This is a genomic window from Flavobacterium agricola, from assembly GCF_025919725.1.
GTDB lineage: Bacteria > Bacteroidota > Bacteroidia > Flavobacteriales > Flavobacteriaceae > Flavobacterium > Flavobacterium agricola.
Map to the genome: position 1 here is coordinate 1,408,663 of NZ_CP081495.1, position 24,892 is coordinate 1,433,554.

Genomic DNA, 24,892 nt, shown 5'->3' on the forward strand with positions numbered 1-24,892 from the left:
GTAAGCTGTTTAATACAAATACTAGCTTATTAAATAGGGATAAATTTCGCATTATTCACCGGCCTTAAATAAATAATCTTTTTCTTCGGCAGTTAAGCTATCATAGCCCGAACTACTTATTTTATCTAATATTTCGTTGATGCGTTTCTGCTTATCAAGTTCAACCTTTTTGGCAGTACTTTCTGTTGTTTTATTGTTGTAATAAACCTTTTTAAACGGCGTATTTTTTGTATGTTTTTTACGTTTGTTTTGTTTGATAAAAAAATTAAAAAACAATTCCATTTTTTTAGATAAATCGATGCCTTGCGCTAAAAGCTTAGCATATAAAAAGCCAAAAAATGCACCAGCAAAATGAGCTACATGCCCACCAAAGTTAGAAGATGGAATTTGAATTACAAAAAACAAAATTAAAAAAGCACCAATCATCCAAAGTTTTATACGCCCAATAAGTAACAATTTAACTTCTGCATGCGGATTGTAGGTTAACACGGTAAATAGTACAGCTAAAATTCCGGCCGAAGCACCAACTAAAACCGTAGGTTTACCAAATAAAACCGAAACCAAGCTATAAACCAGCCCAGAAAATATAACACCTAAAAAATAAACCGTTACAAATTGTTTGTCAGTAAATAAAGTATAAAACAAACGAGCTGCAAAAAATAGCATGATTACATTGCTGAGTAAATGAAAAAAATCGGCATGTAAAAAGGCATAGGTTACATAGGTCCAAGGTTTGTAAAGGCTTTGCCAACCGTGGCTTGATAAACTAAACCAATCTATTAAAAATTGATATCCAGGTTTATAATAGGCGTTAAAAATTAAAAAAACAACAGCCAAAGCCACGTTCCAAATTATAATTTTTTGGTACGATTGCTCATGGTTGTAATATGTTTTTAAATCTTGAATAAAACGCATTTTATCTGTCCCAACGGTTTTGGTTAAATTGATTTTTTTTCCAGTACAAAACAATTAAAATACCAACCAATGCACCACCTACGTGAGCAAAATGCGCAATATTATCGCCCATAATAGAACGTCCGGTAACGCCAGAAAATAAATCAATTAATATTAAAATAGGCACAAATATTTTAGCTTTAATAGGAATGGGAATAAACATTAAAGCCAACTCTGCATTTGGAAATAAAAATGCAAACGCTGCCAACAACCCGTAAATGGCTCCTGATGCACCAACCATTGGAGTCCAATAGGCACGTATGAAAGATATATAATCTTCTTGACCTAGAACTTGAAGCCATCTTGAATCAGCTTGTTCAGAAGCCAAGGAATTATATATTTCAGTTTGGTTAAACCCAGCTGAAACTAAAATATCTAGGGCATCGTGAAACTGAAAATAATTAATTCCCATATGGAATAAAAGAGATCCTAAACCACAAGAAATGTAAAAAAACAAAAACTTTTTAGGCCCCCACATATATTCTAAAGTTGAACCAAAAGCATACAAAGCAAACATATTAAAAAATATGTGCCCTAAACTGGCGTGCATAAACATATAGGTTATAGGTTGCCAAAATTTAAATAAAGGGTTTTCAAAATACCAAACTGCTAAATATTCGTTAGCAGCAGGTACAAACATACAGCCAATAAATAAAATAATATTAATGATTAAAAGTTGTTTAACCGTTTCTGTCATTTGCATCATATAGAAAATCTTTTATCTAGTTCGTTAGAATCTATTGTTAATATTGTAGGTTGGTTAAATGGGCTTACATTGGGTTCTTTACACGCAAATAAAGCATTTACCAATCCTTCTTGTTCTTCGGTTGTTAAGGCCGTTCCGGATTTGGTACCTAAACTTTTAGCCATCGATTTTGCAATACGATCGGCTTGACTAAAGCTATTTTCGCTCACAAAACCTTCCTGAAAATCTAAAAGTAAAAGTTCAATAATTTTAGAAACTTCGCTTTCTACCACGTTTACCGGTATGCCGGTAATTAAAACATTATCTTTATTTATTTCATCAAAAAGAAAGCCAATATTTTCTAGCGCTGGCTTTAATTCATTTATTAAATGCATTTCCGGAATTGAATAATACAATTGCAACGGAAATAAAAGTTGTTGGCTTAGCGCTTTATGTACGGTAATGTTTTGCAAAAATTGCTCGTACAAAATACGCTGATGCGCACGTTGTTGATGAATAACCAACAAGCCCGATTTAATGGTAGATAAAATATATTTTTTTTGAATTTGATACGTTAAGTTCGTTTTTTCTTGCACTTCGTTAGCGGCAAATAATTTTCCAGTAACCTCATCGCTTTCAAATTCTATAACTTGTTCTGTTTGTGCTTGCGATTCAATCGTTGTTACCGCATCGTTTAAACCTACATATAAACTTTCCCAACTTGCATTGGCATCTTTTGTTTTGTAATTAGAAGGTTTTGATGTGGTGCTTGTTTTTTCTGACTGAATGGCTTTTTTAATTTTTTTATCCGTAATATCAACCTCAGGTTCTAAATCAAACGGATTATAAACCGGCGTAACGGTTGAGCTACCCGGAAATAAAGGTTTGTATTTAGGTGTATCATCAAAAGTAGAAAATGCATCTTCTTTAAACGGATTAAAATTCGGATCAACCTCAATAAGCGGTTTAATAGCTTGGCGTTTGGTAACATCAACCGGAATATCCATCATCGGATCACGTTCAAAATCAATATTATTTGCTACCGAAAATAAACCTAAGCTGTGTTTTACTGCCGATCGTAAAATAGCAAACAACGATTGCTCGTCATCAAACTTTACTTCGGTTTTAGTTGGGTGAATATTAATATCGATTGATTCTGGCGGAACATCTAAAAATAAAAAATAGCTAGGTAAAGCGCCGTCTTTTAAAATACCATCGTAAGCCAACATAACCGCTTTATGCAAGTACGGATTGCGTATGTAACGATCGTTTATAAAAAAGAATTGCTCGTTTTTAGATTTAATAGCAAATTCGGGCTTGGTAACAAAACCAACAATATTTACAATTTCTGTTTCTTCTGAAACCGGAACTAATTTTTGATTGATGCTTTTACCAAAAATATTTACCACCCGTTGGCGTAAACTTGATATTGGCAACTTAAATATTTCGCTACCGTTGTGAATTAAGGTAAATTCGATATCCGGATGTGCCAAAGCAATACGAATAAATTCGTCCATAATATGTCTAAATTCAGACGTATCTGATTTTAAAAACTTACGGCGCGCCGGAATATTATAGAATAAATTTTTAACTAAAAATGATGTTCCGTTTGGTAAAACGGCCGCATTTTGAGAAAGTACTTTACTACCTTCTAACGTAATATGCGTACCCAATTCATCAGCTGCTTGTTTGGTTTTTAGCTCAACATGTGCAATGGCGGCAATAGATGCTAACGCTTCGCCTCTAAAACCTTTTGTATTTAAGTTAAATAAATCGGTAGCAGCTTTTATTTTAGACGTTGCATGACGTTCAAAACACATTCGGGCATCGGTAACGCTCATGCCTTTACCGTTATCAACAACATGAATTAAAGTTTTACCTGCATCTTTAACTACTAAAGAAATGGTTGTAGCTTTTGCATCGACAGCGTTTTCTATAAGTTCTTTTACAACGGATGCAGGGCGCTGCACCACCTCGCCTGCTGCGATTTGGTTGGCCACATGATCTGGTAAGAGTTGAATAATGCTTGTCATTAAAAGGTTTTATTGGGTGTGATTGTAACTAAACCAACAAATTTAATGATTTTAGTTGATTTTTGGGCAAGATAAGTAAGAAAGGCAATTAAAAATACCTTAAAAAAGCTAAGAAAAATTTTAATCAAATTTTAATTCAATACCTTTTATTAAAAAAAATTAAAAAACTAATTTAGTTGATTAAATACCAGGTAGTTTACCTAAACAAAAAAGAATTTAAGAATTAAATATAATTATCTAAAAATGAGACATAAACTTACAATATCAATTATTGGTTTGTTATTTGGTACCGCATTATTTGCACAACAAAATTTACAAAAACCAAAGTTAGTTGTTGGCATTGTGGTAGACCAAATGCGTTGGGATTACTTATATCGCTTTCAGGACCGTTACGGAAATGATGGTTTTGTTCGCTTATTAAACGACGGTTTTAGTAACGAAAATACATATACCAATTACATTCCGACTTACACCGCAATTGGGCATAGCACCATTTATACCGGATCGGTACCAGCCATTCATGGCATTACCGGAAACGATTTTATTATTCAGGCTACCGGACAAGAAATGTATTGCACCCAAGATGATGCAGTAAATGGTGTGGGAACGACAAGTAAAGCAGGTAAAATGTCGCCAAAAAATTTACTAACCTCAACCGTTACCGATCAATTAAAGTTGGCAACAAATTTTAGATCTAAAGTTTATGGTGTTTCATTAAAAGATCGTGGCGGAATTTTACCAGCAGGTCATTTTGCTAATGCAGCTTTTTGGTTTGATGGAGAATCAGGAAATTGGATTTCGAGCACGTTTTACATGAATGAGTTACCAAAATGGTTGGTTACGTTTAACCAAGCTAAACTAACCGAAAAATATTTAAACAAATGGGAAACTTTATACCCAGTAAATACGTACGTACAAAGCGAACCTAATACCGGTGATTACAAGGTAAATTACAAAGGTTTAAAAACCAGTACATTTCCTTACAACTTAAAAAAAATTGCAAAAGATAATGGTTTAGGTGTAATTCGTTCTACTCCTTTCGGAAATACTTTAACTAAAGATTTGGCTATTGCCTTAATTGAAAACGAAGATTTAGGAAACAATCCAACCAAAGCAACCGATTTTTTAGCTGTTAGTTTTTCATCTACCGATTATATTGGGCATCAATTTGGTACCAATTCAATAGAAATTGAAGATACATATTTACGCTTAGATAAAGACATTGCAGAATTATTAGCTTATTTAGATGCAAAAGTTGGTAAAAATGAATATTTGGTGTTTTTAACAGCTGATCACGGCGGAGCACACAACCCAAAATATTTTCAGGATAAAAAAGGAAATGCAGGATATTTTCAAACTAATGAAATAAAAAATCAGTTAAATACAATTTTAAACGAAAAATTTGGTTCTAAAAACATTGTACGTTCTTTAGCTAATTATCAGGTACATTTAAATTATCAAGAAATTGAAAACCTAGAATTAGATACTGAAGATATAGAAAAACTAATTAAAACGTTTTTACTAAAACAAGATGGAATTGCATTTGTAGCCAGCATGCACGATATGGATGACGCAGTAATTCCTGCAGCAATTAAAGAACGAATGGTTAACGGATACAACCATAAACGCAGCGGCGTAATTACTTACATTTTAGAACCGCAATGGTACGGTGGCAAACCAAACGGGCGGAACCACACACGGAACTTGGGCCCCGTATGATTCTCATATTCCGTTTGTATTAATGGGTTGGAATATTAAACCAGGTAAAAATTACAATCAGATTTATATGACAGATATTGCACCAACAATTGCTGCGCTGTTAAAAATAGAAGAACCAAACGGCAACATTGGTAAACCCGTTGTTGAAGTTTTTAATTAAAAATAAAAGGCGAAAGTAAATTACTTTCGCCTTTTGTTTTATATAATTAGTGCTTAAAAATCTAATTGTAATGCTTTAGATGTTTTTTCTAAAATTTCATTAGATAAAGCCTCGTGATCGCGTAGTTTTAATCCGTAAGACGGAATCATTTCTTTTAATTTATCTTGCGATTGTTGCTCCAATTCTGGGAAACAAGTTTTAATTAGTTTTAACATAATTGAAACCGTTGTTGATGCACCAGGAGAAGCTCCTAATAAACCTGCAATAGATCCGTCAGCGCTAGAAACAACTTCAGTTCCAAATTGTAAAACACCTTTGCCGTTTTTATCTTTTTTAATTACCTGAACGCGTTGTCCAGCAATTTCAATTTTCCAATCTTTTCCGTTTGCATCCGGGAAATATTCTTTTAAAGCTTCTACTTTACCACTGTGTGATTTTAAAACTTCTTTAATTAAATATTTCGTTAAATCCATGTTATCTAATCCAACCTGAATAATTGGACCGATGTTTTTAGCATTGATAGATTTAAACAAATCAGAATACGAACCGTTTTTTAAGAATTTGGTTGAGAAACCTGCAAATGGTCCGAACAATAATGCAGATTTACCATTAATAGTTCGCGTATCTAAATGCGGAACCGACATAGGAGGCGCACCTACAGATGCTTGCCCATAAACTTTTGCATGATGTTTGGCAATAATTTCTGAATTGGTACAACGCAACCATTGTCCACCAACCGGGAATCCTCCAAAACCATCAATTTCTTTAATTTTAGATTTTTGAAGTAAATGTAAAGATCCTCCACCTGCTCCAACAAAAACAAATTTAGAAAGTACGTTTACTTTTTTATTTGGTGTTGCAATTGCAACTTGCCAATTGGTACCTACGCGTGTTAAATCATCAACGCTTGCATTGTATGTAATGCTCACGTTTGGTAATGAAGTTAAGTAGTTTAATAATTCTTTAGTTAAAGCACCAAAATTAACATCGGTTCCTAACTTCATAAAAGTTGCTGCAATAGCTTCTTTTTCGGTTGGTCTACCTTCAATAATTAAAGGAGCCCATTGTTTAATTTGTGCTGCATCTTTAGAGAATTCCATATCTTTAAACATATGAAACTGCTTTAAAGCTTCGAATCTTTTTTCTAAAAACGAAACGTTTTTATCTCCCCAAACAAAGCTCATGTGAGGTACGCTATTAATAAACGATTTAGGATCTTTAATAATTCCTTTGTTTACTAAATACGTCCAAAATTGTCTTGAATTACCAAACGATTCACAAATGTTAATGGCTTTGGTAATATCAATAGTTCCGTCAGCTTTTTCGGGCGTGTAGTTTAATTCACAATACGCCGAATGCCCGGTACCTGCATTGTTCCAAGCAGCAGAACTTTCAACCGCTGGTTGATCTAAACGCTCAAAAATCTGAATTTTTAAATCAGGCTGTAACTCTTTAAGTAATACGCCTAAGGTAGCACTCATAATACCAGCTCCAACTAGTACAACATCTACCTCGTTAATATTTGATGTGCTTGTCATATTATTTATAAATGCCAGTTATAAAACTTTGCATTAAGTATTTTATGTTATTAATTGTGTTATTTTATTTCTGTGCTAAATAATCTTGCAACATAATAGTTGCAGCAATTTCATCTATCAAAGCTTTGTTTTGCCGTTGCTTTTTCTTTAAACCACTATCAATCATAGTTTTAAAAGCAATTTTAGAAGTAAACCGCTCATCTATTCTAACTACTTCAATATGAGGAAATTTAGTTTTAAATTTTTGTAAAAAAGCTTCAATAAGTGGAGCGCTTTGAGAAGCTTCTCCATTTAATTGTTTAGGTTCACCAACAACTACGGTTTGTATATCTTCATCAGAAAGAAGCTTTTGTAAATAAACAAAAATATGAACCGTATCAACAGTTTCTAAGCCCGATGCGATAATTTGAAGAGGATCAGTAATGGCTATTCCCGTACGTTTTAATCCATAATCTATGGCTAAAATTCTACTCATTGCTTAATTTTGATAGAACAATACCTTACATATTCGTTACAGACAAATTTGTAAAAAAAAAAAAATTTACAATAATACGTTATGCTGTATTGCAGTACAAATATCTAAAAAAATAAGCAATTTGCCCATTATTACTAAAGGATTTTTAACTATTTATCAAATATTTAATATTTTAAACGATTTTATTCGCTTTTAAAAACCTCAAGGCTAAATTTCAATCTTTTTCATCTGCATTTTTTTAAAAAGCAAGTTGATTTAAACTTTAGCAAACCTATTCCGTATCATTCATTTATAAAAAAGAAACGTATTAAATAAATAGTACATTTACTTTAAATTAACTTTTAAAAAACATTTGATTTACGTCTAAAATTTTAATTTTTATTAAAGCTCCTGATGTTTTTGATTAAATTAATATATTTGCATAAAAGATTAAAAAAATGACAGATTTACAAACCATTATAGAAAAAGCTTGGGATGACAGAGCACTATTACAAGATGCTGCAACTCAAAAAGCGATTCGTGAAGTAATTGATTTAGTTGATAACGGAAAATTAAGAACTGCAGAACCGGTAGCTGATGGATGGCAAATTAATGAATGGGTAAAAAAAGCCGTTGTTTTATATTTCCCAATTCAAAAAATGGAAACTTTAGAAGCGGGTATTTTTGAATATCATGATAAAATGCCATTAAAAAGAAATTATGCAGAAAAAGGCGTACGTGTAGTTCCGAACGCAGTTGCGCGTCACGGAGCTTACATTTCGGCTGGTGTAATTTTAATGCCATCTTACGTAAATATTGGAGCTTATGTTGATGAAGGTACCATGGTTGATACATGGGCAACAGTTGGATCATGTGCTCAAATCGGTAAAAACGTGCATCTATCTGGTGGTGTTGGTATTGGTGGGGTTTTAGAACCTTTACAAGCTGCTCCTGTTATTATTGAAGATAACGCATTTATTGGCTCACGTTGTATTGTTGTAGAAGGCGTTCGAGTTGGTAAAGAGGCTGTTTTAGGTGCTAATGTTGTTTTAACTGCATCTACAAAAATTATTGATGTTACAGGTGAAAATCCAGTAGAAATGAAAGGTTATGTACCGGAACGTTCTGTAGTAATTCCTGGTTCTTACACTAAAAAATTTCCAGCAGGAGAATTCCAGGTTCCGTGTGCCTTAATTATTGGCAAACGTAAAGAATCTACCGATAAAAAAACATCGTTGAATGATGCGTTACGCGAACACAATGTTGCCGTTTAACTAGATATTTAAATATTAAATATAATAAAACGTCTGATAAATTTCAGACGTTTTTTTATTTAATACTAATATTTATATCTTGCAAAATATATTAATCACAGAATGACAAATAACAAGCTAACATTAGAATAAGTTATGTAATTTTGCAACCATTCCGATTTTTATTTTTAAAAACACCCTAATTTCTAATGAAAAAAATTCTTGTTATTCAGCACAAAATGATTGGTGATGTTTTAATCAGTACTTTGATATGCGAAAACATAAAAATAAATAACCCTGATTATCAAGTACATTACTTGGTAAATGATAATACAATTCCTGTTTTAGAAAACAACCCATATATTGATCGTTTAATAGTTTTTAATTATAACGAAAACAAAAATATTTTTAACTTACTTAAATTTGCTAAATTAGTAAATCAAGAAAAATATGATGTTGTTATTGATGCTTATTCAAAATTACAAAGCTGGGTTATCACCTATTGTAATGATGCTGCTCAAAAAATATCTTTTTACAAAAAAGGTCGTACCTTTTTATACACTGATAATGTAATTAAAAAAGATGTTCCAGCAACAAATTTAGGATTAGCTATTGAAAATCGTTTAGCACTGCTAGCACCGCTTGGAATTGAAGTTGTTAAAAGCAAACCCGAGCTGTATGTTACGGAGGCAGAAAAAAAAGCAACACAAAGTTTATTTAAAAAACATAAATTAAACGAGGCAATTCCAACAATAATGATTAGCTTGCTTGGCAGTGAACCAAGTAAAACCTACCCATTAAACTACATGGCCGAAGTTGTAAATTACGTTGGAACGCATTACAACGTAAATATTTTATTTAATTACTTTCCTAAACAATTAGCAGACGCAAAATTCGTTTATAATTCATGTAGTAAAGAAACACAAAACAAAATATTTTTTGATTTGTACGGAAATAACCTACGCGAATACATTACTATTATGGATCAATGCGATTTAATCATTGGTAATGATGGTGGCGCTATTAACATGGCAAAGGCTTTAAATAAAAAATCTTTTATCATTTTTGCACCTAAAGTTCAGAAAAAAGATTGGGCAACGTTTGAAGATGATATCAATCATGCAGCCGTGCATTTAAATGATTACATGCCTAACTTATTTTTAAATAAAAAAAATAAAGAAGTAGCAAAGCAAAACACCGCATATTACAACCTTTTAAAACCCGAATTATTTCTAAATAAATTAAAAACTTTTTTAGACCTCAACATATAAAAACAAAATTAGAATGAACAACAAAAAACCTATATCGGCATTATTAATTACTTTTAATGAAGAACAACATATTGAAAGATATATTCGTGATGCGGAATATGCGGATGAAATTATTATTGTTGACTCTAATAGCACAGACAAAACCACTGAAATTGCAAGCCAATTTCCGAAAGTTAAAATATTTAAACGCGCTTTTAAAAATTTTTCAGACCAACGAAATTTTGCGCTACAACAAGCACAACACGAATGGGTTACTTTTTTTGATGCGGATGAAGAGTTAACACCAGCCTTACAAAATGAAATTGTTGCAAAAGTAGCCAATCCTGAAGGAATTGATGTTTTTATTGGCTATCATGATTTTTATTTTAAAAATAAAAAAGTTTCTTTTTCTGGGCAGCAAAACGTTAATGCTCCGCGTTTATTCAAAAAAAGCGCTTGCAAATATAACGAATCTTTAAAGGTTCATGAACAATTGGAATTTGTAGGCAAAAGCGGTAAACTAAAAAACAAAATTAAACACCATACCTTTAGCGATGATAAAAAATATTTAGATAAGCTTAACGGCTATTCGTATTTACGTGCTGAAGAATTATATAATAAAAAATTAAAACCAACATTTTATCATTTTTATATTAAGCCTGCTTATCGATTTATTAATTATTATTTGATACGGTTAGGTATTTTAGATGGTAAAGAAGGTTATACGATAGCAAAACTTCATGCCATATCTATTCAAAATAGATACAAATATTTAAACGAATTATATGCAAAAAACAAAGCCATTGATTAATCAATGGCTTTGTTTTTTATTTATTTAAGTACTTCTTTTTAAAAGCTTGTTTTTTATGATATTTAGTCTGAAAACTTGAAGTTTCTTTCCACATTAAATCAAAAATTTCTTGTTCTGTTTTTTCAGTATATAACTTAGCATATTCTTTACTCATGGCAGCTACCATTTCTTGCTTATGCGTTAATCTAGAAAGATTTTTCATGCGTAGTTCAAAACTCATGGTTTCATGAAAACTCATTCTATTTAAATCAACTAAATAAAAATCATACTTATTTTCATCAACTTGCTTTATTAACGTATTACCGGGAGAATGATCTTTAAATTCAATTCCATTTTCATGTAATTGAAAACAAAAGCCAACAAACTGCTTTAAAATTTCTGCATGATTGGGCCATTCGGGTTGTAAAACCAATTCTCTGTATGTTAAATCTGCATCAATATGTTCACAGAAATAATATGAATCTTGTAAACCAATTATGTTTTTGTTTTCTATATAAGCAATAGGATTTGGAGTTCCGATGCCTTTTTTAAGCAAAATAGAAGCATATTCGAAAGATCTCTTAGCTTTACTTGGCCTAAAATACCCGTAAATAATTTTATTAATTAAAATAGGAACTTTAAATGCTTTAACGTTTATTTTATTTCCTAAATAATTAAAAATTTTAATTTTATTGCGTTTGCCATCGGCAAGCATTTGCCCAGAAGCATTAAAGTTTTTAGTAATCGAAATTAAATCGGCCTCACTAATTTGGCATGTTGGGTGAATTACTAAATTCATTTTTTATATAAAAATAAGTATTATAAATTTTGGCATAAGGTCTTAAACCAACCTTTAACAGTGTATTTTTCGTAAATATTTGGAGACAAAGGTACGTAATCTGTTTCGAAAAACTGTTTGTCAATTTCAATCAAATCTTCATTTAGAATCAAACAATTTTGAGGATTATAAAAATCATAATTTACAATATCTTTATTGGTTGTTATTATTTTTTTCTGATATCCCAAACTTTCAAAAATTCTAAAACTTAATCCCATTTGTTTTTCTCTTGCTATATCCAATAAAATTTGTGCCTGTTTTTCAAGTTCTTCAACCTGATCTAGGCTAAGTTTTTTTGTTATAACTTCTATGTTTTTATAACTTTTTCTTTTTTTACTATCAAACACTAATAACTTGTATGGCAATTGCAAAGCTTTAAACTGCGCAGCCAACTTGTCAATAAATTTCACTCTTTTTCCTGCCGAGCAAATGTTAAAAATAACGTATTTGTAGCTTTTAACTTTACACGGCGAAGTATAAATCCAATTAGGGAGAAAATAAAACCCAAATTGCTTACAATCTTCAGGATCAAAAGAAAATGTTACATCAAAACACGTTCCCGCTTTTTTAATTCTTGGACAACGTGTTGCGCTGTCATTAAAAAAACCAACAGAATGTGTTGTATGTTTTTTAAATGCTTTTAAACTTTTACAGTCTATAAAATCACCTTTAATAGTAATTATTAAATCTTGTTTAGGTGCATTACCAAGTTTTTTTAAAATCTGTTTTCCATAAAAAACATGTTTGATATTCTTTTTTAAAAATGTTTTTGCAGCAAAATTATAAACTCTATAAAATATGTTGGGATATTGATAGCGTATTTTATGAAAATCGATATGCTCAACCTGATGTCCTAACTCAGCTAATTCTGAGGCAAGTGTTTGGTTTAGCCCCCAATTATCATAAGATATAATCGTTATTTTCATACTATGTATTTTAACAAATGTAAACCTTTTACAGCACTATTAACCGTATAATTTGTTAGATATTTTATAATTAGCAAATTATTAATAATTTGTTTTAACAAAAGTCAAATTTTAATAAAACATCAACAAATTGGAGCTCTGAAAAAGTTTATTTTTTATTTTCCTTTTTAAAATTATAAGGATAAATATCTGTTTTAAAATTTATACCGTATCTTTGCAAAAGCAATTTTTTATAGCTTATTAATTGGCCTAAAAACCTTGAAAAGCATTGCTTAAAATTAAAACACAATTGTACATGGATGCTATAAATACTGAAGTACATAATGCATACGAAGTAATAAAAAACGGTGGAATTATTTTATATCCTACTGATACCGTTTGGGGAATTGGTTGTGATGCAACAAACCCAGAAGCAGTAAAAAAAATATATGCGTTAAAAAAACGCGAAGAAACTAAAAGTATGATTGCCTTATTAAACGGCGATAGAATGCTTTATAATATTTTTAGAGAAATTCCTGAAACCGCTTTTCAAATCATGGATTTGTCTGAAAAACCTACAACCTTAATTTTAGATCAGCCCAAAAATGTGGCAGCTAATTTAATTGCTCCAGATAATACCTTGGGTGTGCGTTTGGTTAAAGAACCTTTTTGTTACAAATTAATGGAACGTATGAAAAAACCATTAGTTTCTACCTCAGCAAACATTTCAGGGCAACCTACGCCAAAAACATTTGCAGAAATTGATCCTGAAATTATAAGTGGAGTTGATTATGTAGTAAACATACAACGCGATAAAGTATGCAAAAAACCATCAACCATTATTAAACTTACGCTAGACAGCAAAGTAACTATTATACGTAAATAAACATTTACGACAAGGAATACCAAAACATGAATTTAAAACACGAATTACAACATTCTATTTTTAATATTATAGCACAAGCTGCTCAACAACTTAACGTAGAATGTTATGTTATTGGCGGTTTTGTGCGCGATTTACTTTTACAACGCAATCATAAAAAAGATATAGATATTGTTGCAGTTGGCAGTGGAATTGAATTAGCACTAAAAGTTTCTGAACTTATTCCGCATCATCCTAAAGTACAAGTTTTTAAAAACTACGGAACTGCCATGTTACGTTATGACGATATGGATATTGAGTTTGTAGGCGCTCGCAAAGAAAGTTACAGGTTAGAAAGTAGAAACCCAATTGTTGAAGACGGAACTTTACAAGACGATCAAAACAGACGTGATTTTACCATTAATGCATTAGCTTTATCGTTAAATCCACAGAATTTTGGAGATTTACTAGATCCGTTTAATGGTTTAGAAGATTTAAAAAACAAGTGCATTAAAACGCCTTTAGATCCTGCTATAACATATTCAGACGATCCGTTACGTATGTTACGTGCCATCCGATTTGCTACGCAGTTAAATTTTGAAATCGAAGCCAAATCATTACAAGCAATAACCGATAATAATCAGCGTATTAAAATTATTTCGGGAGAACGCATTGTAGAAGAATTAAATAAAATTTTAGCCACTCCTACTCCATCAATCGGATTTTTATTGTTACATCAAACCGGATTGTTAGATATTATTTTACCAGAATTAACCGCTTTAAATCAGGTAGAAGAAATTGAAGGGCACACGCACAAAAACAACTTTTATCACACCTTAGAAGTTGTAGATAATATTAGTAAAAATACAGAAGATGTTTGGTTGCGTTGGGCTGCCTTATTGCACGATATTGGTAAAGCACCTACCAAACGTTTTACTAAAAAACAAGGTTGGACTTTTCATGGGCACGAATTTTTAGGCGGTAAAATGGTTAAAAAAATATTCGAGCGTTTGCATATGCCATTAAATCACAAAATGAAATTTGTGCAAAAAATGGTTATTATGAGCTCGCGCCCAATTGTTTTATCTCAAGATTTGGTTACCGATTCTGCCGTACGTCGTTTGGTTTTTGATGCAGGTGAAGATGTAGAAAATTTAATGATTTTGTGCGAAGCCGACATTACAACCAAAAACCCCAATAAATTTAAAAAATACCATAACAATTTTAAATTGGTACGAAATAAAATTGTTGAAGTTGAAGAACGCGATCAGGTCCGTAATTTTCAGCCGCCAATTAGCGGAGAAGAAATTATGGAGCTTTTCAATCTAAAACCATCACGTGAAATTGGTATTTTAAAAGAAGCAGTTAAAGAAGCAATTTTAGAAGGCGAAATTCCGAACGAATACCAAGCAGCTTACAATTTTGTTTTGCAAAAAGCTGAAAAAATGGGATTGCAAAAACAAAACTAAGCTAATAAAAATCATACTTTATTTAAGAAGCATTTTTTACTATTGTAACTTAATTACCTTTAAACTAAATCATGAAAAAAAACTTTGTAACCCTTGCAAAAACATCATTAATACTTGTTTATTTAGTTATTATTGCTGGTGGTGCTGTTAGAATGACAGGATCTGGAATGGGATGCCCCGATTGGCCTAAATGTTTTGGTTATTATATTCCGCCAACAGATGAAAAAGAATTGTTGTGGGAAGCCAATCATGAATTTAATAAAGGACAAGTAATTATTAAAGACAAACAACTTTGGGTAGCTAAAAGCACTTTTACATCAACAGCAACATACAACCCTAACAATTGGGAATTATATACCAAACACGATTATGCGGTGTTTAACGTTTTTCATACTTGGACAGAATATATAAACCGATTATTTGGTGCATTAGCCGGTTTTGCATGTTTGGCAATGGCCATTGCATCGTTTAGTTATTGGAAAGAAAAAAAGGCAGTAACTTTACTTTCATGGTTGGTTGTTTTTTCAATGGGATTCCAAGCTTGGTTAGGAGCAACAGTTGTTTATTCGGTTTTAAACCCTTTAAAAATTACCACACATATGGTAATGGCTTTAGTAATTGTTGCATTTATTTTGAATCTTATAAAAATTGCTAAAACAAATAAAACAGAAACGGTAGTTTCTACCCAAGTAAAAACCTTATTATGGGTAACTTTAGGGCTTACCTTGGTGCAGGTTATTATGGGAACTCAAGTACGTGAATTGGTAGATCATCAGGTGCGTGACGGCGTAACTAATACAGCAGCTTGGTTAGCAAATCCGAATTGGCAATTTTATTTTCATCGTACTTTCTCCATCGTTGTAGTTGCTTTAAACCTTTGGTTATTTAGCATAAACAAAAAACAAAAACTGGGCTTAACTAAAATAAGCTGGGTAATTGCTTTATTGGTTATCGAAGTTTTATCTGGAATGGCCATGTACTATTTAGATTTCCCTTTTGGTATGCAAACTACGCATTTGGTATTTGCTTCTATTTTATTTGGGGTACAATATTATTTGATATTAGAAACAAAAAATAAATAAACAAAAAACGCAAGGTTTAAACCTTGCGTTTTTTAATTAATCCATTGTTTAAACTCGGAAACCTTTTCTCGGCTCACAATTAAATGTTCTGAAATAAAGTTCTTTAAACTTACTTTTAATCTGGAATTCGAAAATAAATGAATGTCTGCAATTGCTGCACGTTGAATAATAAATTTTCTGTTTATTCTAAAAAAGTTTTTGTTATCCAACTCATTTTCTATCGTTTCTAAACTTCCGTCTAACAAATAATCTCTATTTTCTAACGTTTTTAAATAGGTGGCTTTATTTTCTGAAAAAAAGCACAAAACATCTGCCACAGAAATTATTTTTATTTGTTGTCCAATTTTAACTACAAATCGTTCTTTGTACGTTTTTGATGATTCGTTTACCTGCAACAATTGTTTTAAGCTGGCAATTGAAATTGAATTTGCAATGCTGTTTTGTTTAAACTTTGCAAGTGCAAAACTAAGTTCTTCCGGATCAATAGGTTTTAACAAATAATCAATCGAATTTAATTTAAAAGCTTTAAGTGCATATTCATCGTAAGCGGTAGTAAAAATAATAGCGCTTGTAATTTGTACCTGATCAAAAATTTCGAACGAAAGCCCATCGGACAACTGAATATCTAAAAATATTAAATCAGGATGCGAATTTGTAGTAAACCATGCAACAGCTTCGGCAACCGAATGCAATTGCTTGGTAACCGGATAACCTAAAGCTTCTAATCTCCGGGCTAAATAGCGCGCAGCTGGCTTTTCGTCTTCAACTAAAACTATTTCCATTTGTTTAAAAGCTCTTTTTCTTCTTCAATAAATTGTTTCAGTTTACGCTCTTCCCATTCTTTATTAAAAAACGGATTGAAATTAAAAACTGAAATGCCGTGGCAAATAATCCCAATTCCCCATCCTAATGCAGGCCAATAAAACCACAAATGTTTAGGCGAGGTTAATACATTTAAAATAATTAACCCAGAAATTACTAAAACGTAGGTTAATAAATGGCCATAAAATTCTTTTATATTTTTTACTTTTTTATGCGCGCGCAAGTAAGCTTTATTATTTTCCATGATTTGTATGTTTTTTATTTTGTTGTAAATATTTAGCAATCATTTTTTGTTCCCATTTTTTCATTTTAAAAATCTGAAAATATTGAATTATAATGCTTAACCCAAAAATAAAAAGTACGAAAGGCATCCAAAATAAAATCGGATTAAAAATATTTAAGGCGTTTAAAACACAATAAATCAGTACCAAAAATAAAAAGAAAAAAAGGCTAAGGTAAAACGATTTAAGCTCGAATAAACGGCTTTGTGCGCGAGCTAAAACCTCAGCATCAACCGCATCTAAATCATTTTCGTTTACTTCGGTTATTACGTGCTCGGTTAAAATAGAAATTAAAACTTGGTACGAATTCGGAGTTTGTTTAATAACCAATTCCCGACTGGTAACCAATTGGTAGCGCTCTACAATATGATTCAGACCAAAACCGGTGCTGTTGTTTTTAAGCGTTTCTTTAGGTTGGTAATTATTTTCGACCCTTAAAAAATTATCATCAATCGTAATTAAAATTTTAAGCGGATGCTGCGCATTAATTTTGTTGTGCTTAACCGCATTTTCTAACAGCAGTTGTAAAACTAACGGAACAACCTTACGTTCTGTTTCTGTATCAATTTCTGGTAACGAAATTTCTAACGCATCTTCGTAACGCATTTTAAGCAGTTGTACAAAGGTTTTGGCAAAATGCAATTCATCTTGCAAATCAACCAAATCATTATTACGCTGTTCTAAAACGTAACGGTAGGTTTTAGATAAAGCAATGGTAAATTGCTGAGCTTTATTCGGGTTTTCTTCTATTAAACAACTTAAAACGTTTAAGCTGTTAAACAAAAAATGCGGATCGATTTGGCTTTTTAAACTTGCAAATTTTGCTGTTGCACTTTGGGCTATTATTTTTTGAGCACGTACCTGGGTTTCTTGCTTTTTTTTATAAACCAAAAAAAAGTAAACAACCGTAGTAATAAAAAACACCAATACATATTGCGGAAACATTTGTTTGCGCTTTAATGCAATAAAAGATTCGTAAACCGGTTGATTGTGCCACAAAAACGTAATAAAAAAATCAATTAACATGGCCACAAACAAGGCCGATAAAATTGCCACCCAATAGCCAAATGCATATTTTAAATTTTCATTAAGCAGCTTAGTTTGTTTAAAAAACAAATACACAAAAAAACTATTCGCAATATAAATACTGGTGGTGTACATAAACACGGCAAAAAATGTGTTTGCGTAACTTACCGGTTCTGATGGCGAAGCAAAATAAAAGTTTAAACCTAAAACTAATAGGTAAGCAAACAATAAAGTAAAAACGTAGCGTTTTATATGTTTTCTGAAATCTTTCATATCTAAATTAGGCTAGTAAACTAATAAACAAGGTAAGCAATCAATTGGTTATTATAATGAGTAATTGTAACATAAATAGTAGGTTTTAGGTTAATAATTAAACGGTTGTTTTAATTTTTATATGATAAATGTACAACAGATAGAAACAGATTATAAATTAAAAATACTGAATTGTTGTTTTTTACAGACAAACCGTATTTTATAAAAAAACAAAAAAATTATAGCGATTTTATTTTAAAAAAAATATCAGCAACAAATCCCGAAAGCAAAAAATTATTTTAAAATATTAACTAACTTTGGGGCCTCAATATTTAAGTCATGATTTACAAGTTTAGAGTTATTTTAGATAACGAAGAAGATATTTTACGAGATATAGCAATTGATGAAAATGATAGCTTAGAAGATTTACATAATGTTATTGTAAACGCTTTTGGCTTTGACGGAATGGAAGCTGCATCGTTTTACGAATGTGATAACGAATGGGCACAATCTGAAAAAGAATATCCGTTATTTGACACCGGCGATGTACCTGGTGAAATTGAAACCATGGTTGATGTACCGTTAACATCTGTACTTCATAAAGAGCAAACTAAAATTATTTACGTGTACGATTTTTTAAACATGTGGACATTTTTAGTAGAATTAGCTGCTATTGAAGAGCCTGAAGCAGGTGCAAATTATCCGGATTTATTATTTTCTCACGGAATTATGCCAGCAACAGCTTCTGCTTTAGATTTTAATGCAAACGAAGAAGGTATTTTTGGAGATTATAGCGACGATTACGACGAAGATGATTTAGACATGTTTGAAGGCGATGGCGAATCGTTCGAAGATTTCGGCGGTTACGACGAAAACAATTGGTAATCCAACCACAACCAAAAATATCAAAAACATAAAACTTACCTTACATTATGATTAACTTATTTAGTACACACATTGATTCTTTATCAATTCACCGCGTAGGTAATAAAAGCCGTTTAGAACCCATTTTTTTATCAGAAACTACTTTCGCTATTAACGACGAAATTATGCCTTTGTTAAAAGAGTTCTTTTTTAAACCGTTTCGTGATAAAGAAGAAAACTATTTTAAATTCGCACACGATGTAGATTTAGAATACAATGACATGTACAACTACGCTACCGAAATTTTTAGCAACCCAAGTAGCACACACGAGGTTAGTAAAAAAATTACCAAACATTTATACGAGCAATCAAACCACCCGCATATTAAAAACGGTGAGGTTTATGTAACGTACCTTTCTAATGTTTTAATTGACAACAATAAAGTTGATGCTATTGGTATTTTTAAATCCGAATTAAAAACAGATTTCTTACAGTTTGAAGAAAAAGGTTCAAACCTAGAAATGATTTTACAACAAGGTATTAACTTAACTAAGTTAGATAAAGGTTGTATTATTTTTAATTATGAAAAAGAAGATGGCTATAAAATTTTAACGGTAGATTCTAACCGTTACGATGCGCGTTATTGGTTAGAGCACTTTTTATCGGTGGAAGTTTTTGAAGACGAAAACTTTAAAACTAAAAAGTACTTAAAATTCTGCGAAGATTTTGCTAAAGAAGTTGTTTTACCAGCTGAAGATAAAAAGGAAGAGGTTATGTTTATGAACCGTTCTATGAACTATTTTGCAAAAAATGATGAGTTTGAAGAACAAAACTTTTTAAACGAAGTAATTGACAACCCTGATTTAATGGCCGAATTTAAAAACTACAAAGTAGATAAGGGAGCTAAATACAGCGTTGAAGATTTAACGAACTTTCCTATTGCAAACGCAGCAGTAAGCGATGTACGTAAAAAAATTAAAAACGTAATTAATTTAGATACCAACATTCAAATTAAATTAGATTTTGTGAACCCAGAATCGGCAGAAAAATTTGTAGAAAAAGGTTGGGACGAAGAAAAACAAATGTACTATTACTTAGTTTACTTTAACAAAGAACAAAAAGGAAATAGCAATGCATAAAAAAAGGAGGTTTAAAAACCTCCTTTTTTATTTTATCTGTTCGCAAATTTTTGCGCTATAAAACTAATTATCACAATCTGAAAAGCATGATAAATCATGATGGGTAATAAAATAATACCTAAAACTGCACTCGATCCGAACATAACGCTCGAAAATACCGTACCATGAACCAATGATTTTTTAGAGCCACAAAACAAAGCAGTTATTCTATCTTCTACCGTAAAACCAAGCGTTTTACAAACAAGGTTTAGCACCCCATATAAAATAGCAAACAAAACAACAACGCCAGCAAAAATTTGTGCTAAAATTGCAACAGAAACCGATTCGAATAAACCAATCGAGAATGCGTGTGCAAAGCTTTTATAAATAATAAGCAATATAATAACCTTATCAAAATAGTTTAATTGCTTGTTGTATTTGCTTGACCAATAACCAATATATTTTTGCAAAAACAAACCTAAAACAATCGGAATTATAATTTGCACAATTAAATCGATGTACGTATCGGTAAAATCAAAATCGGTAGTACTGGTTTGTAAAAAAAAGCCCATCCACAGCGGGGTTAATACAATACCAATAATTCCAGAAATGCTGGCGTTAAAAATAGCTCCAGGAATATTTCCTTTGGCTAAAGCAACCATTACAACAGATGATGAAACGGTTGATGGCAAACAAGCCATAAAATAAAAAGCCAACCAAATTTGACCAGCTAATTCTGTTTCTGCAACAAATGGTTTAACAAGCAAAACTAAAAGCGGAAAAAGTAAAAAGGTTGCCAACTGCACCACCAAATGCAATTTCCAATTGCTTAAATCGGTTTTTATTTTGTTCTGATCTAACTTTAATCCGTAAAATAAAAAAATAAAGCCAATTCCATAGTTAGTAATAGTTCCAATATTTATTGGACTTTGATCGGTTCCGAAAAACGGAAATAAATAAGCGAGTAATACAGTTATTAAAATGGTAATAACAAAACCATCTATTTTAAATTTCATCTGGGAAAATTTTACCTGGGTTTAAAATGTTGTTGGGGTCAAAAATGTTTTTAATTTGTTTCATTAACTGCAAATGTAATGCGTTAAATGCAATGGGCATGTAACGTTTTTGTACCCAACCAATACCATGTTCGCCCGACAAAGTTCCTTTTAAAGCAACGGTAGCTTCAAAAATTTCAGTTATTCCTTTTGGCACTTCATTTTGCCATGCTTCGTCGCTCATATTACCTTTAATAATGTTAATGTGTAAATTGCCATCTCCAGCATGTCCGTAGCAAACCGATTGAAAACCGTATTTTTCGCCAGCTTTTTTTACCGCAGTTAATAAATTTGGTAATTCGTAACGTGGCACAACGGCATCTTCTTCTTTGTAAATCGAATTGGCTTTTACGGCTTCTGAAACAGCACGACGCAATTTCCATAAAGCATTTTTTTGCTCGTCGGTATCTGCAAAAAGTACTTCATCAATTTCGTAAGCTTCTAAAACATGCATAATTTTTTCGGCTTCTTGAAATAAAATATCGGGGTAATTGCCATCAACTTCAATCAACAAATGCGCCTGAACGTTATCTCCAATCGGTACGTTTACTTCGCCCAAATAATTTGCGGTCCAAGTTATGGCATCACGTTCCATAAATTCTAACGCACTTGGCGTAATTCCGGCTCTAAAAATGGCAGAAACCGCTTCGCAAGCTTGTTCGGCTTTATAAAAAGGCACCAATAAAAGCACATTAGCGGTTGGTAACGGTAAAAGTTTTAAAACAATTTGGGTTACTATGCCCAACGTACCTTCACTACCTACTAAAAGCTGCGTTAAATTATATCCGGTAGCATTTTTTAATGTATTTGCTCCGGTCCAAATTATTTCGCCGGTAGGCAAAACAACTTCTAAGTTTAAAACATAATCTTTAGTAACGCCATATTTTACGGCACGAGCTCCGCCTGAATTTTCGGCCACGTTACCACCAATAAAACAACTGCCTTGGCTAGAAGGATCTACTGGGTAAAAAAGGCCTTGAGCAGCAACCGCATCACGTAAAACTTCGGTAATTACGCCAGGCTGAGTAGTAACTTGTAAATTTTTAGCATCAATTGCTATAATTTGATTTAATCTTTCGGTAGAAAGAGCAATACCGCCGTAAACCGAAAGCGCACCACCGCTTAATCCGGTACGCCCACCAATTGGAGTTACTGGAATTTGATGCTGATTAGCTAAAGTTACAATTGCCGAAACTTCGGATGTTGATTTTGGTTTTACCACAACCTGAGGCGCAAAGCTTAAATCTTCTGTTTCATCATGACCATAGTCAGATAAAACGTTAGCATCAACAAACAAATAATCGGTTCCAACAATGTTTTGAAGTTCATTTAAAACTTCGTTCGAAATATTTTCAGGAATCATATTCATATTTTTATCATGAATTAATTTATTACATAAGTGATAAATACGTACCAAAATGCCAAGGTGATAAACGAGAGCGGAATACCAACCCCAATCATCATATTACTTAATTTAGGTTTTAGTCCGTAATTGGTTGCCAAAATGCTTGCTGTTACCATGGGCGCCATGGCAGCTTCCATAACAGAAACATCAATATTTAATCCGTCGACCTGAAAAACAACTCGGAATAAAAGTAGAATAAAGGCAGGAAAAAGCATCAACTTAAAAAATAAGCCCAACCATAAAAATTGGTAATACGGACTTTTTTTCTGCACATGCAGTTGCAAGCCAACCGCAACCAAAGCAATGGGCGAAACCGTTGCACCTAAAGTTTTAAAAACTTCTTGCAACGGAACCGGAAAATCAACCTGAAGCAGGTTTACCAGCAATCCTATTAAAAATCCAATAAAGGGCGGAAAAGCAAAAAGTTTTGCAAGCAACGATTCATTCGTACCTTTTTTAACCGAATATTTACTTGCTACCAAAACAGCAACGGTAGAAAGCACCACGAACGATCCAGGTTGATCTACAATTACAGCTGTTTGTAATCCTTCGTCACCATATAATGCCTGAATAACCGGAAAACCAACAAACGAGGTATTTCCTAAACCAGCACATAATATTAAACAGCCAATTAATTTATTAGACCAATTGTATTTTTTACCAATAAAATTAAAAAATAAATAAGCCAATAAAAAGTTTAACCAGGCAACCGAAAAAGGAAATAACAAATCCAACCCCAAACTAACTTTAGGAATGTAATACAAGGCTAATGCAGGCATTGATATATAAATAACAAACTGATTGAGTGCCTTATAAGAATTTTTAGGAAAAGATTTAGAAAACTGCAGCAAATAGCCAACAAGCAAACAAACGGCAATTAAAATAATATTTGACAAGGTACTTTTATGTTTTAAAGTAAAGGTACGTATTTTTGAAATTCAAATCTAATAGATAATATTGTAACTTTAAGCAATTAAATAAAGCTAAAGCAATGGATCAGCAATCATTTTCGGCTTTAAACGAACGAGATGGGGTAAATAAACCTAATCACATCAGCACGCAAGCCAGCAATCAAATAAAAAAAATGCGTCGTAAAATTATTACGGCGGAAGATTTGGTTGCCGGAATTTTAAACCAGGATAAAGTTGCATTAAGCCGTGCCATAACCTTGGTAGAAAGTACCAATAACAACCATACCGAAAAAGCCAACCAAGTTATTCAGGCCTGCATGCCGTACGCCAATCAATCCATTCGCATTGGTATTACAGGCGTTCCGGGCGTGGGTAAAAGTACGTTTATAGAAGCTTTTGGTTCGTATTTAACTACATTAGGTAAAAAAGTTGCTGTTTTAGCTATTGATCCGAGTAGTTCTATTTCGGGCGGAAGTATTTTAGGCGATAAAACCAGAATGGAAGAATTGGTAAAAAATCCAAACGCATATATTCGGCCTTCGGCATCGGGCGAAAGTTTAGGCGGTGTAGCACGTAAAACACGTGAAAGCATTATTTTATGTGAAGCTTGTGGTTTTGATGTAATTATTATTGAAACCGTTGGTGTGGGCCAATCTGAAACCGCCGTGCACAGCATGGTAGATTTTTTTTTATTGCTAAATTTAGCTGGCGCTGGAGATGAATTACAAGGCATAAAACGCGGCATTATGGAAATGGCCGATGCCATTGTTATTAATAAAGCCGATGGGGATAACGTGAAAAGAGCGCGAATAGCGAAATTAGATATTCAGCGGGCGTTACATTTATTTCCTGAAAAAAAATCAGGTTGGGCACCTACCGCAAGTTTATGTTCGGCCCTGGAACAAAAAGGCATGAAGGAATTGTGGCAAATGATTACGGAATTTGAAACATTAACCAAACAAAACGGTTATTTTGAACAACATCGCAAACAACAAACCACGCATTGGATGTTGGAAACCATTAACGAACAATTAAAAAATAATTTTTATGACAATCCAACTATACAAGCCGAGCTAGAAAAGCAAAAAAACAGCGTGAATAATAATGAAATTTCACCTTTTAAAGCTGCACAAAACTTGTTAGATTTATATTTTAAAGCATAAAAA

General features: G+C 32.3%; 24 protein-coding genes. 11 read left to right on the forward strand and 13 right to left on the reverse strand.

Features of this window, described 5'->3' with window-relative positions; translation table 11 throughout:
* Positions 1-51 precede the first annotated feature (51 nt).
* From K5I29_RS07075 to mutL, 3 genes are read right to left on the reverse strand one after another with little or no spacing between them, the layout of a single operon-like run.
* The gene (locus K5I29_RS07075; protein WP_264431970.1) at positions 52-915 is read right to left on the reverse strand and encodes a rhomboid family intramembrane serine protease; all 864 of its coding nucleotides are present in this window, start codon (positions 913-915) and stop codon (positions 52-54) included.
* Between the two features lies 1 nt (position 916).
* Positions 917-1,660 (reverse strand): rhomboid family intramembrane serine protease, encoded by a 744-nt coding sequence (locus K5I29_RS07080; protein WP_264431972.1) that lies wholly within the window; start codon positions 1,658-1,660, stop codon positions 917-919.
* The gene (gene mutL / locus K5I29_RS07085) at positions 1,657-3,672 is read right to left on the reverse strand and encodes a DNA mismatch repair endonuclease MutL (RefSeq protein WP_264431973.1); all 2,016 of its coding nucleotides are present in this window, start codon (positions 3,670-3,672) and stop codon (positions 1,657-1,659) included. Before mutL ends, K5I29_RS07080 begins: the two co-directional genes overlap by 4 nt.
* 243 nt (positions 3,673-3,915) lie before the next feature.
* Between mutL and pafA the strand changes: the two genes are divergently transcribed.
* A complete protein-coding gene (gene pafA, locus K5I29_RS07090) occupies positions 3,916-5,391 on the forward strand; it encodes an alkaline phosphatase PafA (protein ID WP_264431975.1) in 1,476 nt (491 codons plus the stop codon).
* Positions 5,342-5,551 carry a hypothetical protein gene (locus K5I29_RS07095; RefSeq protein ID WP_264431976.1) on the forward strand — a complete coding sequence of 70 codons (210 nt, stop codon included), beginning with the start codon at positions 5,342-5,344 and terminating at the stop codon, positions 5,549-5,551. Before pafA ends, K5I29_RS07095 begins: the two co-directional genes overlap by 50 nt.
* Positions 5,552-5,604: 53 nt before the next feature.
* Here K5I29_RS07095 and K5I29_RS07100 read toward each other — a convergent pair whose 3' ends face one another.
* Both K5I29_RS07100 and ruvX read right to left on the reverse strand, forming a co-directional pair.
* Entirely contained in the window at positions 5,605-7,089 is a 1,485-nt protein-coding gene (locus K5I29_RS07100) for a malate:quinone oxidoreductase (RefSeq protein ID WP_264431977.1), read from the reverse strand.
* Between the two features lie 64 nt (positions 7,090-7,153).
* Complete coding sequence (ruvX, locus tag K5I29_RS07105; RefSeq protein WP_264431980.1) at positions 7,154-7,564, reverse strand: Holliday junction resolvase RuvX; 411 nt, start codon at positions 7,562-7,564, stop codon at positions 7,154-7,156.
* Between the two features lie 437 nt (positions 7,565-8,001).
* Here ruvX and K5I29_RS07110 point away from each other — a divergent pair, with 437 nt between their 5' ends.
* The 3 genes from K5I29_RS07110 (at position 8,002) to K5I29_RS07120 (ending at position 10,857) form a co-directional block, all read left to right on the forward strand.
* Positions 8,002-8,817: a 2,3,4,5-tetrahydropyridine-2,6-dicarboxylate N-succinyltransferase gene (locus tag K5I29_RS07110; protein WP_264431981.1), complete on the forward strand. Its 816-nt coding sequence runs from the start codon at positions 8,002-8,004 to the stop codon at positions 8,815-8,817.
* A 188-nt stretch (positions 8,818-9,005) separates the two neighbouring features.
* Positions 9,006-10,067 carry a glycosyltransferase family 9 protein gene (locus tag K5I29_RS07115; RefSeq protein ID WP_264431983.1) on the forward strand — a complete coding sequence of 354 codons (1,062 nt, stop codon included), beginning with the start codon at positions 9,006-9,008 and terminating at the stop codon, positions 10,065-10,067.
* Positions 10,068-10,080: 13 nt separating this feature from the next.
* Complete coding sequence (locus tag K5I29_RS07120) at positions 10,081-10,857, forward strand: glycosyltransferase family 2 protein (RefSeq protein WP_264431984.1); 777 nt, start codon at positions 10,081-10,083, stop codon at positions 10,855-10,857.
* A gap of 16 nt (positions 10,858-10,873) precedes the next feature.
* Here K5I29_RS07120 and K5I29_RS07125 read toward each other — a convergent pair whose 3' ends face one another.
* Together K5I29_RS07125 and K5I29_RS07130 are read right to left on the reverse strand one after the other, a co-directional pair.
* Entirely contained in the window at positions 10,874-11,635 is a 762-nt protein-coding gene (locus tag K5I29_RS07125) for a lipopolysaccharide kinase InaA family protein (protein WP_264431986.1), read from the reverse strand.
* A 20-nt stretch (positions 11,636-11,655) separates the two neighbouring features.
* Positions 11,656-12,600, reverse strand: coding sequence for a hypothetical protein (locus tag K5I29_RS07130; RefSeq protein WP_264431987.1), 945 nt, complete (start codon positions 12,598-12,600; stop codon positions 11,656-11,658).
* A 295-nt stretch (positions 12,601-12,895) separates the two neighbouring features.
* On the opposite strand from K5I29_RS07130, the gene K5I29_RS07135 reads away from it, so the two are divergent.
* The 3 genes from K5I29_RS07135 (at position 12,896) to K5I29_RS07145 (ending at position 15,992) form a co-directional block, all read left to right on the forward strand.
* Positions 12,896-13,465, forward strand: coding sequence for an L-threonylcarbamoyladenylate synthase (locus K5I29_RS07135; protein WP_264431989.1), 570 nt, complete (start codon positions 12,896-12,898; stop codon positions 13,463-13,465).
* A 26-nt stretch (positions 13,466-13,491) separates the two neighbouring features.
* A complete protein-coding gene (locus tag K5I29_RS07140) occupies positions 13,492-14,910 on the forward strand; it encodes a CCA tRNA nucleotidyltransferase (RefSeq protein WP_264431991.1) in 1,419 nt (472 codons plus the stop codon).
* Positions 14,911-14,981: 71 nt separating this feature from the next.
* Positions 14,982-15,992 (forward strand): COX15/CtaA family protein, encoded by a 1,011-nt coding sequence (locus K5I29_RS07145; RefSeq protein WP_264431993.1) that lies wholly within the window; start codon positions 14,982-14,984, stop codon positions 15,990-15,992.
* 32 nt (positions 15,993-16,024) lie between these two features.
* Here the strand turns inward: K5I29_RS07145 and K5I29_RS07150 are convergent, their stop codons facing one another.
* From K5I29_RS07150 to K5I29_RS07160, 3 genes are read right to left on the reverse strand one after another with little or no spacing between them, the layout of a single operon-like run.
* Positions 16,025-16,774 carry a LytR/AlgR family response regulator transcription factor gene (locus K5I29_RS07150; protein ID WP_264431995.1) on the reverse strand — a complete coding sequence of 250 codons (750 nt, stop codon included), beginning with the start codon at positions 16,772-16,774 and terminating at the stop codon, positions 16,025-16,027.
* Positions 16,765-17,058: a 2TM domain-containing protein gene (locus K5I29_RS07155; protein WP_264431997.1), complete on the reverse strand. Its 294-nt coding sequence runs from the start codon at positions 17,056-17,058 to the stop codon at positions 16,765-16,767. Before K5I29_RS07155 ends, K5I29_RS07150 begins: the two co-directional genes overlap by 10 nt.
* Entirely contained in the window at positions 17,048-18,394 is a 1,347-nt protein-coding gene (locus tag K5I29_RS07160; RefSeq protein ID WP_264431999.1) for a sensor histidine kinase, read from the reverse strand. Before K5I29_RS07160 ends, K5I29_RS07155 begins: the two co-directional genes overlap by 11 nt.
* Positions 18,395-18,712: 318 nt before the next feature.
* On the opposite strand from K5I29_RS07160, the gene K5I29_RS07165 reads away from it, so the two are divergent.
* Entirely contained in the window at positions 18,713-19,258 is a 546-nt protein-coding gene (locus tag K5I29_RS07165) for a plasmid pRiA4b ORF-3 family protein (protein ID WP_264432002.1), read from the forward strand.
* A gap of 47 nt (positions 19,259-19,305) precedes the next feature.
* The gene (locus tag K5I29_RS07170) at positions 19,306-20,376 is read left to right on the forward strand and encodes a nucleoid-associated protein (protein ID WP_264432004.1); all 1,071 of its coding nucleotides are present in this window, start codon (positions 19,306-19,308) and stop codon (positions 20,374-20,376) included.
* A gap of 32 nt (positions 20,377-20,408) precedes the next feature.
* Here the strand turns inward: K5I29_RS07170 and K5I29_RS07175 are convergent, their stop codons facing one another.
* Genes K5I29_RS07175 through K5I29_RS07185 form a run of 3 tightly spaced genes read right to left on the reverse strand, consistent with a single transcriptional unit; the run spans position 20,409 to position 23,711 of the window.
* The gene (locus K5I29_RS07175; RefSeq protein WP_264432006.1) at positions 20,409-21,371 is read right to left on the reverse strand and encodes a bile acid:sodium symporter family protein; all 963 of its coding nucleotides are present in this window, start codon (positions 21,369-21,371) and stop codon (positions 20,409-20,411) included.
* Positions 21,361-22,779, reverse strand: a complete 1,419-nt coding sequence (locus K5I29_RS07180; RefSeq protein WP_394358553.1) for an FAD-binding oxidoreductase — start codon at positions 22,777-22,779, stop codon at positions 21,361-21,363. Before K5I29_RS07180 ends, K5I29_RS07175 begins: the two co-directional genes overlap by 11 nt.
* A gap of 14 nt (positions 22,780-22,793) precedes the next feature.
* Complete coding sequence (locus tag K5I29_RS07185) at positions 22,794-23,711, reverse strand: AEC family transporter (RefSeq protein WP_264432007.1); 918 nt, start codon at positions 23,709-23,711, stop codon at positions 22,794-22,796.
* A 95-nt stretch (positions 23,712-23,806) separates the two neighbouring features.
* On the opposite strand from K5I29_RS07185, the gene meaB reads away from it, so the two are divergent.
* Positions 23,807-24,889 carry a methylmalonyl Co-A mutase-associated GTPase MeaB gene (gene meaB, locus K5I29_RS07190; RefSeq protein WP_264432009.1) on the forward strand — a complete coding sequence of 361 codons (1,083 nt, stop codon included), beginning with the start codon at positions 23,807-23,809 and terminating at the stop codon, positions 24,887-24,889.
* Positions 24,890-24,892 lie beyond the last annotated feature (3 nt).